We start from the raw sequence: 13,494 nt of genomic DNA on the forward strand, positions 1-13,494 counted from the left end.
TTATTCTTTTTTAGAAAGATAGTAATTATACACTTTGGTTGCGCGCGAATCTCCAACTACTTCTGCAAGTTCTTTTTTGGTTGCTTGACTAATTCTTTTTACTGACCTAAAATGTTTCAATAATTCTACAACTGTTTTTTCCCCTATCCCAGGAATTGTATCCAGCTCTGTATCTAGTGCGGCCTTACTTCTTTTTTGCCTATGAAAGGTAATACCAAAACGATGCGCTTCGTTTCTAAGATGTTGTATTATTTTTAGCGATTCTGATTTTTTATCTAAATATAAAGGTATTGAATCTCCGGGATAGTAGATTTCTTCTAGTCGTTTTGCTATTCCAATAATAGTTATTTTTCCTCTTAAATTAAGATCATCTAAAGCTTTCAATCCAGAAGAAAGTTGACCTTTTCCTCCATCTACAATTACCAATTGAGGTAGTGGTTGTTCTTCATCTAATAATCGTTTATATCTACGATATACAACTTCTTCCATAGAAGCAAAATCGTTTGCCCCTTCTACAGTTTTAATATTGAATTTTCTATATTCTTTTTTGCTTGGTTTACCATTTTTAAAGACTACGCAAGCTGCCACTGGATTAGTTCCTTGTATGTTAGAGTTGTCAAAACACTCTATATGTATTGGCTCTTCCGGTAGTCTCAGGTCTTTTTTCATCTGAGCCATTAACCTTTTTACATGTCTATCAGGATCAATAATTTTGATTTGTTTGAATCGTTCCTGACGGAAGTATTTTGCATTTCGTAACGATAAGTCTACGATTTTCTTTTTATCTCCTAGTTGTGGGATTGTAATTTTCAGGTCTTCACCGACATCAACCTTAATCGGAACAAATATTTCTTTGGATCTTGAACCGAATCGTCGTCGTAATTCTATAATTGCCAACTCTAGTAATTCTTTATCTGTTTCTTCTAGTTTCTTTTTAATTTCTGTGGTGTGGGATCGTATAATGGCACCATAAGAAAGCTGAAGAAAATTAACATAGCCATATGATTCATCAGAAAATATAGAAAATACATCTACGTTACTTATTTTAGGATTAACCACAGTAGACTTCGCTTGATATTTTTCTAATACTTCAATTTTTTCTTTTATACGTTGTGCATCCTCAAACTCCATTTTTTGAGCGTGATCAGCCATTTGCTTTCGAAATCTATTAAGAGAATCCTTAAAATTACCTTTTACAATTTGGCGGATTGCTTCTATGTTTTGACGATATTCTTGCTCTTCTTGTAAACCCTCACAACCTCCTTTACAATTACCTAAATGATATTCTAGGCAAACTTTATATTTACTACTATCTATTTTTTGTTGTGATAAATCATAGTTACAAGTTCTTAGTTGGTATAAACCTTTGATAAGATCCAGAAGGGTGTTTACTGTTTTAAAATTGGTATATGGCCCAAAGTATTCAGAGCCATCTTTTATTAAAGTGCGAGTAGGAAAAACTCTAGGAAAGCGTTCTTTCTTAATACAAATCCAAGGATATGTTTTATCATCCTTAAGCATGACATTAAAACGTGGTTGATGCTTCTTAATAAGATTGTTTTCTAATAGTAATGCATCTGTTTCTGTTTCAACTACTATATGTTTTATGGAGTTGATTTTTTTAACCAACACTTTAGTCTTATAGTTATCGTGGTTTTTTGTAAAATATGAAGTAACTCTTTTTTTAAGGTTTTTGGCTTTACCTACATAAAGTAACTTGTCGTCTTTATCGTAATATTGATAGACTCCGGGACCTGTCGGTAATGTTTTAAGTTGTATATCTAATGAAGGCTTCTGCATAATCTAAGTGTAAATTTAGTGCTTTACGTGAATTATTGAATACACTTGACTTGAATATTATGTTAAAAACAGAAAATGAATTTAACTATTAAAAAGTATTCTAGTGTAGAATGCATCTGGTTTTTTTATTACTTTAGTAGCTATATTTTTAAAGATATTTTTTTGAAAGATCAAAAAAAAATAATTGGTAGAACAGATAAGGTGGACTTCCCACTTTTGGATTTACAGGGTATTGATGCAAAAGTCGATACTGGAGCGTATACTTCTTCAATACATTGTAAAGAAATAAAAGAAGTAGGTCAGATTTTGGAATGTCGATTTCTTGACCCTACTCATCCCGAATATAATGGTAAAAAATTTACTTTTAAGAACTATGATATTACTGCTGTTAAGAGTAGTAATGGAAAAGTAGAGGTGAGGTACGCTATTAGAACAAAAATCACACTTTTTAATAAAACTAATTCTATAACATTAACACTGTCTTCTCGTGATGATATGCGTTTTCCTTTATTGATTGGACGTAAATTTCTTAGCGGAAAATTTTTGGTAGACCCTCAACTTGAAGACCAATCTTATAATTTAAAACCTAATGAATATTAAAATTTTGTCGCGCAGTGCGAGTTTATACTCTACTGATGCCTTGGTACAAGCAGCAGTAAAGCGTAAACATAATGTGCAAGTAATAGATCCGCTAAACTGTGATATTGTTATTGAAAAAAAGAAACCTGAAATTTATTATAAAGGAAAAAAATTGGATCATGTAGATGCAGTAATTCCTAGAATTGGTTCTTCTATTACTTTTTATGGTACAGCTGTGGTGAGACAGTTCGAGATGATGAATGTATTTACTACAGTTCAATCCCAAGCATTAGTTAATTCTAGAGATAAATTGAGAAGTTTACAGATTTTGTCAAAAGCAGGATTAGGATTGCCTAAAACGGTATTCACCAATTATTCAAAAGATGTTTCTGAAGTTATTTCACATGTTGGAGGTGCTCCACTTATCATAAAACTACTAGAAGGTACACAAGGTTTAGGTGTGGTTTTAGCAGAGACAAAGACAGCAGCGGAATCTGTATTAGAAGCTTTTAACGGATTACAAGCCAGAGTAATTGTTCAGGAATATATAAAAGAGGCTAAAGGAGCAGATATTAGAGCTTTGGTAGTAGACGGGCAAGTCGTTGGAGCTATGAAAAGACAAGGGAAAGAAGGTGAGTTCCGATCGAATTTACATAGAGGGGGTAGTGCTCAGATTATTGAATTATCAGATGAAGAAGAGAACGCCGCAATAAAAGCTGTTAAGTCGCTAAAATTAGGAGTGGCTGGAGTCGATATGCTGCAAAGTGAAAGAGGGCCGCTTATATTAGAAGTGAACTCATCACCTGGTTTGGAAGGAATTCAAACTGCGACGGGAAAGGATATTGCGAAATCAATTATTCGTTTTATCGAAAGAAGCTTATAAAATAATATGATAGAGACTGGAGAAAAAGATGTCCTAAGTATTTTAGGGGAAGACATTCCACTTGGTTCAAGTCGAACGATAAATTTTAACATTGCGAATCTATATACTTCTACAAAAGTAGAAATTCCTATTATTATAGAGCGATCAAAAAAACCAGGACCAACAATATTAATTACAGCAGGAATTCACGGAGATGAAATTAATGGAGTAGAAGTGGTTCGTCAGATTATAGCTAAAAAAATAAACAAACCTGCAAAAGGAACTATTGTTTGTATTCCTGTTCTTAATGTATTTGGTTTTTTAAGTATGAATAGATTTTTTCCAGATGGTAGAGATTTAAATAGAGTATTTCCAGGAACAAAAAGTGGTTCATTAGCTAGTCGTTTTGCATATCAGTTTGTTAACGAAATTTTACCAGTAGCAGATTTTTGTTTGGATTTTCATACAGGAGGAGCCAGTAGATTTAATGCGCCACATATTCGTGTGGATAGCAAGAATGAAAAATTGTTGGAATTTGCAAAGATATTTAATGCTCCATTCACAATGTTTTCTAAGAATCTGGATGGTTCTTATCGCGCTACTTGTGCCAAAAAAGAGATTGATATTTTATTATTTGAAGGAGGAAAATCACAAAATAGTAATAGAGATATTGCTAGAGAGGGTGTACATGGTACGATGAGAATATTAGATCATTTGGATATGTTGCATCCTTCTTTCACAATCCCAGAAATCAAAACAGAAACTATATTTATAAAAAAAAGCTCTTGGTTACGTGCAAAATATAGTGGATTATTACATATTAAAATCCCGTATGGGAAACATGTTGAAAAGGGAGAACATCTAGCTACAATAACTGATCCTTATGGGAAAATGAGACACGTAGTAAAAGCTACTAATGAGGGATATATTATCAATGTCAATGAAGCACCAATAGTTTACAAAGGAGATGCAATTTTTCATATTACAACAGTTTTAGGAGATGAAAAATCTGAGTAAAAAAGACTTAAGAAAAAAATATAAAGAACTACGTGATCAACTTGGAGCTGATGAAATCAATGATTTAAGCATGGATATAGCCAATAACTTGCTGAAATTGTCAATCTGGGAGAAATCCTTTTATCATAATTTTCTATCTATCCAAAGCCAAAAAGAAATTAATACAGAATTTATTCTTCATATTCTTCTAGGAAAGGATAAAAATGTAGTGGTGTCAAAAAGTAATTTTGATAATAATACCCTGGAACATATTTTGCTAACAGATGCTACGGTACTTAAAGTAAATTCTTGGGGTATTCCAGAACCCATTGATGGCATCCCAATACCTGAATCTAAGATCGAGGTAGTTTTTGTTCCTTTATTAGCTTTTGATCAAAAAGGAAATCGTGTGGGTTATGGCAAAGGTTTTTATGATAAGTTTTTAGCTAAGTGTAATCCGGATACAATTAAAATCGGACTTTCTTTTTTTTCTCCAGAAAAAGAGATTAGCGGAATTTTACCAGCTGACATTCGACTTAATTATTGTGTAACACCTTTAAATGTGTACACTTTTAACTGATTGCAGACAATTTTTATTCTTAAGGGTAGTTATACCGTCTTAAGATTTTAATTTTACCCCATCATGCCCCATAATTCAAAGAGTGTTTGCATCATTGATGATGACAATATGTACGTTAATTTAGTTAGTAAAATTATAGAGCTAAAAAAATTATCAGAAAAGGTTATCGTATTTAACAACGGTAAAGAAGCGTTAAACTTTTTTATTAAATCAACACAAGACAAGGAGGCAGAGGAGGATATTGTTCCTCAGGTTATATTTCTTGACCTTAATATGCCCATTATGGATGGTTGGGAATTTCTAGAAGAATTCACAAAAATCAGGGATGAAATTAGTAAAAAAATAGACCTATATGTGGTAAGTTCCTCTATCGATACAAGAGATATTGATAGAGCAAAATCTATCAAAGTGGTATCTGATTATCTAACCAAACCGATTAAATTAGATGATTTTGAAAAGATTTTTATTTAAATAATTATACTTCTTCTTTCTTTGGAAAAGCTCTTTTATTAAAAACTAATAGTAAGAATACACCAATACTAATAGCAGAATCTGCAACATTAAATACAGGGTCAAAGAAGGAGAAATGTTTTCCACCCCAGAACGGAATCCATGCTGGTAAAATATCATCATAAAAAGTAAATTGGATCATATCTACAACCTTCCCATAAAACACACTTTCATATCCACCGCCTTCTGGCAGAAATTCAGCTATTTGAGTCATAGTACTTGCATTAAAAATAACACCATAAAGTATTGAATCTATAATATTTCCAAAAGCTCCGGCAAAAATTAAAGCAATACAAAACGTAAGGATTCTGGAACTGTTTTTACGAACAGAATCATATAACCAATACCCAATACCGGTAATTGCAACCAATCTGAATAATGTAAGTACGAGTTTTCCATAATTTCCCGGAAGTTCAAACCCCCAAGCCATTCCTTTGTTTTCTACAAATACAATTCGGAACCAACTAAAAACCGGTGCTTCTTCGTGAAGTGTGAAGCTAGTTTTGATATATATTTTGGAAATCTGATCTATTAGCAGAACTAAGATTATAACTAAAATAGACTTCTTCAAGGACATAAATTTCTCTTATTTCATACAGTGACGGACAAAAATAGTGTTTTATTTTGTTTTGTAAACACTAATATTTCCTGTTATGGATTTTAATTCGATCTGATGTTGTCCGAAAGTTTTTTCTATAGAAAGAATTCCGGATTTTGTCATAGCAGTAATCGTTGAGTTTTTAGTATACACTGTAATATCTCCTTCTAACGTATTAATAGTTGCATTACCTATAAAATTTTGTAGCAGACAATCACCAGAGTTAAGCTCTACGAACAAAGATTTTATTTTGGCATCTAATTGCAGAGAGGCGATTCTGGATTTTACTGTTACTCTTAGATGTTGAGGTATTTGTATTTTTACTTTCAATACAATTACTTTATGTGCGCTTAGTTTGTCATTATGGTTTTCCGAAAAAGGCTGGACATCATCAATAATTATGAGCGAATCTTCTTTGCGTTTAGCATTTATTAATATATTATTTTGGTATTCTCCTTCAGAAATACCATTGACTATAATTTTGTTTTCTGAAGTGTTAGTTATTTCTATCTGAAATGTGTCATCAAGAAATATCAAAACTTCTGAAAGATCAGTCGCATCAATACTTTTGTTAAAAGTAGATTGTGATTGTACCGATATAGATAGTGTAAGAAAGATTAGAAAGAAAAAAAGCTGCCTCATATTGCTGTAAGGTAGCTTTTTTTCTAATTTATAGAACACTAAAGAATTGTGTTTTGATGTTGTGGTTATTCTTTTCTTAAGAAAATATCTCCACTAATTGTTTTGAGATGTAAATTACTTCTAATATCACCAAACGTTCCGGTTACTTTACTGCCAACCATTCTGTTTTTTCCTTGATCAAACTCCATTTCTTTATCAGAATAGATAAGGCCAGTAATAGTTTCTGCTAATAACTTAGATTGAGAAATATTGATATCAATATCACCGCTAATAGTTTTTAGGGTTAATTCTCCACCATATTTTTTGATATTAATGTTTCCGCTAATAATATCAATTTCTAGATCACCTTCGTAATTTTCTGACGCTATGTTACCAGAGATACTTTTTATTCTCAATTTAGCATTTTTAGGAAGATATAGCGTATAATTAGCATCAATGTCTATGCTGTTGCAAGGACCCCAATTTTTTCGCTTCGAGTTTTTAGTTTCTTTTTTTTGCTTTTCGAATAAATCTCCATAACTGGATTCTATATCCAAAACAGAAGAAGCGTTGTCTATTTTTAGATCAAAGTAATTGTCAAACTCTCCATCATTAATACTTACTTCAGCTTTGAGGTAGACATTGTTCTTATCCCAAGTTTTGATAACAATTTCTTCGGCAAACTTAAACTCTATATTAATTCGATCAGCAGAAGTTGTAATTTCTTTTTCAATTACTTTTTGTGCGTTTACTTGAAATGCTATACAGCATAATGCGATGAGATTTACTAAAATTTTCATGATTTTTTGTTTTTGATTGATGTATGACCTCTTTATTGTTTTCTTAGGTAGATATTTCCGGTAGAAGATCTTAGACTAATTTCTACTCCACCGTTATTTAATTGGGTTTTTATGGTTCTCCTTCCTCCAACTACTTTCATATTATTATTGTTTACAGGAAGTTTAAGTTCGAAATCTGTAAAGATTTCTCCCATTGTTGTTTTCATCTCTAAATTTGCTGGTGTGCCAGAAGGTAAGCTTACATCTATAGTTCCAGTTGCAGAAATCAAAGAAATAGGTGAAATTTGACTTACTTTATCAAATATAATATTAATCTCTCCTGTTGCTGTTTTAGCAACAATTGGACCTGTTACATCTCTAAATGTCATATCACCGACATTCGTCGTGGCTTCTATTTCTGAAGAAAAACCATGAACAACCAAATCACCGAGATTACTTCTTTCTACTTTGACATTGATATTTTTCGGAAGAAAAACTTCCAGTATTTTACTATGCATGTTTTTTAGGTTTCTAACGATCAGTGTTCCTCCTTCTTTTTGTGCATATACTCCAAAGCCTGTATTATCACTTCCACCTGCATATACTGCTTTTAATCCTCGCGCTTTTTCGGGCATCTTGCGACCATTCCCTATAATCAATAATTCATTTTTATCGTGAGCTTTTATCTTTACTCCAGATTCTGATCCAATAACCACATTTTTAACTCCTTGTAAGGATTGTGTGTAATTTCCTTGTGCGTGTATATGTCCAATAGTTATAAAAAGCACTATTGCAATTGCTATATTTTTCATCTGTTCTTTTTTTTTGATTTTTGATTGAAATTTTAAATTAAACTAGGAAGACCAATAGTTACTTGATCCTTGACATAACTAGGTGTTTCTTCATTGAGAAGTAACTTTTCCATAGAAGGAACTGCGCGTTTTTCCTGTATAGAAACTAATATTTGAATTAATTCAATTTGCATGCCCGGATCTTGTTCCATTTCCAGAGCATCTATTAAAGCTTTACGTACCATTTCTAAGTCCGAAAACTTATTAAGTGCTTCTGCTGCAGCTAATCGCACATTGATATGGTCATCATAAAACATTTTATTAATTAAGGCTTTTAGTATCTCATTTCCGGGTTTTTCAAATTCTTCTGCATAGTTCACTGCCTTTAAGCGTTTACTTGCAGATTTATTTTCAATAAGAGAAATGGTTACTTCTTGTTTTAATTGTACTTTTTCTTTTTCTAATATTGCCATTTCCTGAGAAAAGGACTCATTGTTTTCTCGTTTTCCGTAGAAATATGCTGAAACAATTAAGGCAACGGTAGCGGCTATTTGTAATGCTGTTTTCCAAGAATTTTTTGGATTTTTACGAAGTGAAACTATTTTGGAATCACTTAATACCTCTTTTTCCTTTTGAAGCATTTCCTCAAAATTTAGTTGAATACTTGCATCTGGTAATTCCTCGGAATCATTGTCAATTCCATCAAAAACTAGTTGGAGTTTATGCAATGACTCTTGACAGTTATCACAAGTTGTAAGATGAGCTGCAATAATATGATACTCTTTCTGATCTAAATTATTATCTAGATAATCGATAAGTTGTTCTTCTATTTGATTACAGTTCATAGCGTTATGTGTTTTGTAGGTAATGATCTTTTAATTTATGAATTGCTCGATGTACTTTGGTTTTTACTGCTCCTGCAGTTGATCCAGTTATCTCTGCAATCTCTTGGTATTTGATACCTTGGTATCTATTCATGATCACTAATTCTCTATCACTTTGATTTAATTGTCCTAAAGCTCTATTTAGTTGCTCTTTAATTTCACTTTTTTCTATACCATTAGTTTCTTCTCTTTCTATTTTATATTCAATTTCATCTAAAGGTTGTTCTTTGTTTTTCTGGCTTTGATAATGATCAGAAAAGATGTTCCTGGCGATGGTATAGATCCAGGATGAAAACTTACCTTTTTTATAAGATGTTCTATATTTTATGGCTTTATAGAAAACTTCCTGAGTAATATCTTGACTGACATCTCTATCTCTTGTCATTTTTAGTAAAAAATTAAATATTCTGATATGGTATCGGTCAAAAAGAATACTCATCATATCTAAATTCCCATTAGATACCAGAATCATTAGTTCTTCATCAGTTAAGTTTTTCAAGATGCCACTATTTATGGTTAGTCTCTATTAGTAATACCTTCGTTTTGTAAAAAGGTTACATTTTAGGAATAAAAAAAGTGCTTCCCAATTTGGAAAGCACTTTAAATTTACAATATTTTATAGTTTGTTAGCTTTGCATGTTCTTAGCTTCAATACTTAGCGTTGCGTGCGGAACAAGCTTTAATCGCTCTGGATTAATGAGTTTTCCTGTCACACGGCAAATGCCATATGTTTTATTTTCTATTCGTAATAATGCATTTTTAAGATCACGTACAAATTTCTCTTGCCTAATTGCTAATTGTGTATTTGCCTCTTTAGACATTGTTTCGCTTCCTTCTTCAAAAGCTTTAAACGTTGGTGAAGTATCATCTGTACCATTGTTACCATCGTTTTTGTAAGCACTCTGAAGTAATTCTAAATCTTTCTGCGCTTTTTCCATTTTGTCAACGATGATTTCCTTGAACATCGTTAAATCGGCATCACTATACCTTACTTTTACGTCTGCTGCCATACTCTTATTGTTTTTTAATTACCAATTGGGTTGCAATGTCGTCAAACGCAATTTCTGTACCATTTATTACATCTGTTGCAAATTCAATTGTCTCGGTTAAGGTTTCATTCTTGATGTATGCTTCATTAGTTGCAACTGCTTCTTGTATAGATTTGTTTTCCTTTATTACAATTTCTATTCGATCAGTCACTTCTAATCCACTATCCTTTCGGATATTTTGGATTCGGTTTACAAGCTCTCTGGCAATACCTTCTTTTTTGAGCTCTGGAGTTATGGTTATGTCCAGTGCTACTGTTAGAGTTCCTGAATTTGCAACTAACCAACCCTCGATATCCTGAGAACTGATTTCTACATCATCGGTACCTAATGTAATAATTTTATTATTAATTTCTATATCAAAACTTCCAGTTTGTTCAAGAATTTTAATGGTATCTTGATCAAAAGATTGTATTTCGCTGGCAATCAATTTCATATCTTTTCCGAAACGAGGGCCTAAATTTTTGAAATTTGGTTTTATTTGTTTCACCAATATTCCCGAAGCATCGTCAATCAGCTCTATTTCTTTAACATTTACTTCATTTTTTATTAAATCGGCAATGTCATTTATCTCAGCTTTGTCAGCTTCATTTAATACAGGAATCATTATTCTCTGTAATGGTTGACGTACTTTGATCTTTTCTTTTTGACGCAAAGACAGCACTAGAGAACATACAGATTGTGCTTTTTGCATCTTATGTTCTAAAGCTTTGTCGACAAAAGAGTTATCATATTCTGGGAAATGAGCCAAATGAACACTTTCAAAAGTTTCCTGATTTGAATTAGAGATAAGATCCTTATATAAGCGATCCATAAAAAATGGAGCTACTGGTGCTCCCAGTTTTGCTACTGTAAGCATACAAGTGTATAGAGTCTGGTATGCAGATATCTTATCTTTTTGGTAATCACCTTTCCAATATCTTCTTCTACTTAACCGGACAAACCAGTTACTTAAGTTTTCCTGAACGAAATCAGAAATAGCTCTTGTAGCTTTTGTAGGCTCATATTCATTATAATATTCGTCCACATTTTTGATCAGCGTATGCAATTCACTTAAGATCCATCGATCAATCTCAGGACGTTCTGCTAATGGAATATCAGCTTCTGCATATGTGAAATTATCAATATTTGCGTATAGTATAAAGAACGAATATGTATTGTATAAAGTTCCGAAAAACTTGCGACGCACTTCTGCGATTCCCTCAAGATCAAATTTTAGGTTATCCCAAGGATTGGCATTACTAATCATGTACCATCTAGTAGCATCTGGGCCATACATTTTTAGTGTTTCAAAAGGATCTGCAGCGTTACCCAGTCGTTTAGACATTTTCTGGCCGTTCTTATCTAATACCAAACCATTAGAAACTACGTTTTTATAAGCTACATCATCAAAAATCATTGTTCCTATCGCGTGTAGGGTATAGAACCATCCACGTGTTTGGTCCACACCTTCTGCTATAAAATCTGCTTTTCCTTCGCCAGATTCTACCTTTTCTTTATTTTCAAAAGGATAATGCCACTGTGCATATGGCATGGATCCAGAATCAAACCATACATCTATCAAATCGCTTTCGCGTTTCATTGGTTTTCCAGAAGCGGAAACTAGCGTAATCTTATCTACTACATTTTTATGAAGATCTATCTTATCATAGTTCTCCTCACTCATATCTCCAACGGCAAAATCTGCAAAAATATCAGCTTCGAGTACCTTAGCCTCCACTGCTTTTTGCATTTCAGCCTTTAGTTCTTCTACAGAACCTATTATTATTTCTTCTTTACCATCTTCTGTTCGCCAGATCGGTAAAGGAATTCCCCAAAAACGTGATCTAGATAAATTCCAGTCATTGGCATTTGCTAGCCAATTTCCAAAACGTCCTTCTCCAGTAGCTTTTGGTTTCCAGTTGATCCCTAAATTAAGCTCGTGCATACGATCCTTAAAATCGGTCACTTTTATAAACCAAGAGTCTAACGGATAATATAGAATAGGTTTATCTGTACGCCAGCAGTTAGGGTAACTGTGCACATATTTTTCTACCTTAAATGCTTTATTCTCTATTTTTAATTTGATAGCAATTTCTACATCTACAGATTTCTCTGGCGCTTCACCATCATTGTAATATTCATTTTTTACATACTTACCACCAAATTCACCAACGTGTTTTGTAAATTTACCTTGTAGATTCACTAATGGAACAAGGTTGTCATTATCGTCTTTTACAAGTAATGGTGGAATTTCTGGCGTAGCTTGTTTGGCTACCATAGCATCATCTGCACCAAAAGTAGGAGAAGTGTGTACAATACCAGTACCATCTTCTGTAGTTACAAAATCACCCGATATTACTCTAAAAGCATTCTCTGAATTGTTATAAGGTGTTGCATAATCTAATAATTGCTCATAACGAATCTCTACAAGATCAGCTCCTTTGAATTCTTTTAGTAAGAAATAAGGAATTTTTTTATCACCTTCTGTAAAGGCGTTTAAATCTTCTTCATTTTCTGCTAAGACAAATTTTCCTGTAAATTGCTTTCCAACTAAATTTTTAGCCAAAATTACATTGATTGGTTCGAAGGTGTATTGGTTAAAAGTTTTGACTAAAACATAATCAATCTTTGACCCAACGGTTAATGCAGTATTCGAGGGCAATGTCCAAGGAGTAGTTGTCCAGGCCAAGAAATGAATATCACCTTCTACATTTTCTAAAAATGATGGTAGTGTTTCTTTCTTAGCTTTAAATTGAGCAACCACAGTTGTGTCAGTAACATCTTGATACGTTCCTGGTTGATTAAGCTCGTGTGAACTCAATCCTGTTCCTGCTTTTGGTGAATATGGTTGAATAGTATATCCTTTGTACAGTAACCCTTTCTTATAGATTTCTGAAAGCAACCACCATACTGTTTCCATGTATTTGGACTTGTAGGTGATGTATGGATCTTCCATATCTACCCAATAGCCTATTTTTTCGGTAAGGTCATTCCAGATATCTGTATAACGCATTACTGCTTTTTTACAAGCTTCGTTATATTCTTCAACGGTGATTTTTTTACCAATATCTTCTTTGGTGATACCTAGTTCTTTTTCGACTCCCAATTCTACAGGAAGTCCATGAGTATCCCATCCAGCTTTTCGCTTAACCTGAAATCCTTTTTGGGTTTTATAACGACAAAAAATATCTTTAATCGCACGAGCCATTACATGGTGAATTCCTGGTAATCCGTTAGCCGATGGTGGTCCTTCAAAAAATATAAAAGGAGTCGCACCTTCTCGCTCAGAAATACTCTTCTCGAAAATATTATTCTGTTGCCAGAATTCTAGTATATCATCTGCCACTTTTGGCAAGTCAAGTCCTTTATATTCAGGAAACTTCGTGCTCATTTGATCGTTCTTTCTATTAAGTCAGCGAAAATAAGGATTTTCTGGAAAAATGACGAGTGTAAGCTGCTCAAATAT

Annotated in this window: 14 protein-coding genes; 5 read left to right on the top strand and 9 right to left on the bottom strand. The window is 32.9% G+C overall.

All coding sequences use genetic code 11. The annotated features are described in order from the left end of the window. Positions 1-1,800, bottom strand: a complete 1,800-nt coding sequence (gene uvrC / locus Q0921_RS18455) for an excinuclease ABC subunit UvrC (protein WP_299259486.1) — start codon at positions 1,798-1,800, stop codon at positions 1-3. Between the two features lie 162 nt (positions 1,801-1,962). On the opposite strand from uvrC, the gene Q0921_RS18460 reads away from it, so the two are divergent. The 5 genes from Q0921_RS18460 to Q0921_RS18480 all read left to right on the top strand — a co-directional run bounded on the left by Q0921_RS18460 (position 1,963) and on the right by Q0921_RS18480 (position 5,288). Continuing rightward, positions 1,963-2,400 carry a RimK/LysX family protein gene (locus Q0921_RS18460; protein WP_299259487.1) on the top strand — a complete coding sequence of 146 codons (438 nt, stop codon included), beginning with the start codon at positions 1,963-1,965 and terminating at the stop codon, positions 2,398-2,400. Beyond that, on the top strand, positions 2,390-3,262 hold the full coding sequence (gene rimK, locus Q0921_RS18465; protein WP_299259488.1) for a 30S ribosomal protein S6--L-glutamate ligase: 873 nt from the start codon (positions 2,390-2,392) through the stop codon (positions 3,260-3,262). The genes Q0921_RS18460 and rimK overlap by 11 nt, the downstream gene beginning before the upstream one ends. A 6-nt stretch (positions 3,263-3,268) precedes the next feature. Next, positions 3,269-4,258, top strand: coding sequence for a succinylglutamate desuccinylase/aspartoacylase family protein (locus Q0921_RS18470; protein WP_299259490.1), 990 nt, complete (start codon positions 3,269-3,271; stop codon positions 4,256-4,258). Then, positions 4,251-4,817: a 5-formyltetrahydrofolate cyclo-ligase gene (locus Q0921_RS18475; RefSeq protein WP_299259884.1), complete on the top strand. Its 567-nt coding sequence runs from the start codon at positions 4,251-4,253 to the stop codon at positions 4,815-4,817. Before Q0921_RS18470 ends, Q0921_RS18475 begins: the two co-directional genes overlap by 8 nt. A gap of 63 nt (positions 4,818-4,880) precedes the next feature. Next, complete coding sequence (locus Q0921_RS18480; RefSeq protein WP_299259492.1) at positions 4,881-5,288, top strand: response regulator; 408 nt, start codon at positions 4,881-4,883, stop codon at positions 5,286-5,288. Positions 5,289-5,292: 4 nt separating this feature from the next. On the opposite strand, the gene Q0921_RS18485 is transcribed toward Q0921_RS18480, so the two are convergent. From Q0921_RS18485 to ileS, 8 genes are all read right to left on the bottom strand, one after another. Next, on the bottom strand, positions 5,293-5,904 hold the full coding sequence (locus Q0921_RS18485) for a lipoprotein signal peptidase (protein ID WP_299259494.1): 612 nt from the start codon (positions 5,902-5,904) through the stop codon (positions 5,293-5,295). Between the two features lie 42 nt (positions 5,905-5,946). Then, on the bottom strand, positions 5,947-6,567 hold the full coding sequence (locus tag Q0921_RS18490) for a hypothetical protein (RefSeq protein WP_299259496.1): 621 nt from the start codon (positions 6,565-6,567) through the stop codon (positions 5,947-5,949). A 65-nt stretch (positions 6,568-6,632) separates the two neighbouring features. After that, positions 6,633-7,346, bottom strand: coding sequence for a DUF4097 family beta strand repeat-containing protein (locus tag Q0921_RS18495; protein WP_299259498.1), 714 nt, complete (start codon positions 7,344-7,346; stop codon positions 6,633-6,635). A 32-nt stretch (positions 7,347-7,378) separates the two neighbouring features. Continuing rightward, complete coding sequence (locus tag Q0921_RS18500; RefSeq protein ID WP_299259500.1) at positions 7,379-8,137, bottom strand: DUF4097 family beta strand repeat-containing protein; 759 nt, start codon at positions 8,135-8,137, stop codon at positions 7,379-7,381. A 32-nt stretch (positions 8,138-8,169) separates the two neighbouring features. After that, positions 8,170-8,961 (bottom strand): HEAT repeat domain-containing protein, encoded by a 792-nt coding sequence (locus Q0921_RS18505; RefSeq protein WP_299259501.1) that lies wholly within the window; start codon positions 8,959-8,961, stop codon positions 8,170-8,172. Between the two features lie 4 nt (positions 8,962-8,965). Beyond that, complete coding sequence (locus Q0921_RS18510; protein ID WP_299259503.1) at positions 8,966-9,499, bottom strand: RNA polymerase sigma factor; 534 nt, start codon at positions 9,497-9,499, stop codon at positions 8,966-8,968. A gap of 127 nt (positions 9,500-9,626) precedes the next feature. Then, positions 9,627-10,010, bottom strand: coding sequence for a TraR/DksA C4-type zinc finger protein (locus tag Q0921_RS18515; protein ID WP_299259505.1), 384 nt, complete (start codon positions 10,008-10,010; stop codon positions 9,627-9,629). Between the two features lie 4 nt (positions 10,011-10,014). Next, on the bottom strand, positions 10,015-13,419 hold the full coding sequence (ileS, locus tag Q0921_RS18520) for an isoleucine--tRNA ligase (RefSeq protein ID WP_299259508.1): 3,405 nt from the start codon (positions 13,417-13,419) through the stop codon (positions 10,015-10,017). Positions 13,420-13,494: the final 75 nt, after the last annotated feature.

The sequence above is a fragment of the uncultured Aquimarina sp. genome (assembly GCF_947496855.1).
GTDB lineage: Bacteria > Bacteroidota > Bacteroidia > Flavobacteriales > Flavobacteriaceae > Aquimarina.

Bases quoted from the DNA above. Each gene is read 5' to 3' on its own strand.
- uvrC (WP_299259486.1), bottom strand. From the start codon at position 1,800: ATGCAGAAGCCTTCATTAGATATACAACTTAAAACATTACCGACAGGT.
- rimK (WP_299259488.1), top strand. From the start codon at position 2,390: ATGAATATTAAAATTTTGTCGCGCAGTGCGAGTTTATACTCTACTGAT.
- Q0921_RS18470 (WP_299259490.1), top strand. From the start codon at position 3,269: ATGATAGAGACTGGAGAAAAAGATGTCCTAAGTATTTTAGGGGAAGAC.
- Q0921_RS18480 (WP_299259492.1), top strand. From the start codon at position 4,881: ATGCCCCATAATTCAAAGAGTGTTTGCATCATTGATGATGACAATATG.
- Q0921_RS18485 (WP_299259494.1), bottom strand. From the start codon at position 5,904: ATGTCCTTGAAGAAGTCTATTTTAGTTATAATCTTAGTTCTGCTAATA.
- Q0921_RS18490 (WP_299259496.1), bottom strand. From the start codon at position 6,567: ATGAGGCAGCTTTTTTTCTTTCTAATCTTTCTTACACTATCTATATCG.
- Q0921_RS18495 (WP_299259498.1), bottom strand. From the start codon at position 7,346: ATGAAAATTTTAGTAAATCTCATCGCATTATGCTGTATAGCATTTCAA.
- Q0921_RS18500 (WP_299259500.1), bottom strand. From the start codon at position 8,137: ATGAAAAATATAGCAATTGCAATAGTGCTTTTTATAACTATTGGACAT.
- Q0921_RS18505 (WP_299259501.1), bottom strand. From the start codon at position 8,961: ATGAACTGTAATCAAATAGAAGAACAACTTATCGATTATCTAGATAAT.
- Q0921_RS18515 (WP_299259505.1), bottom strand. From the start codon at position 10,010: ATGGCAGCAGACGTAAAAGTAAGGTATAGTGATGCCGATTTAACGATG.
- ileS (WP_299259508.1), bottom strand. From the start codon at position 13,419: ATGAGCACGAAGTTTCCTGAATATAAAGGACTTGACTTGCCAAAAGTG.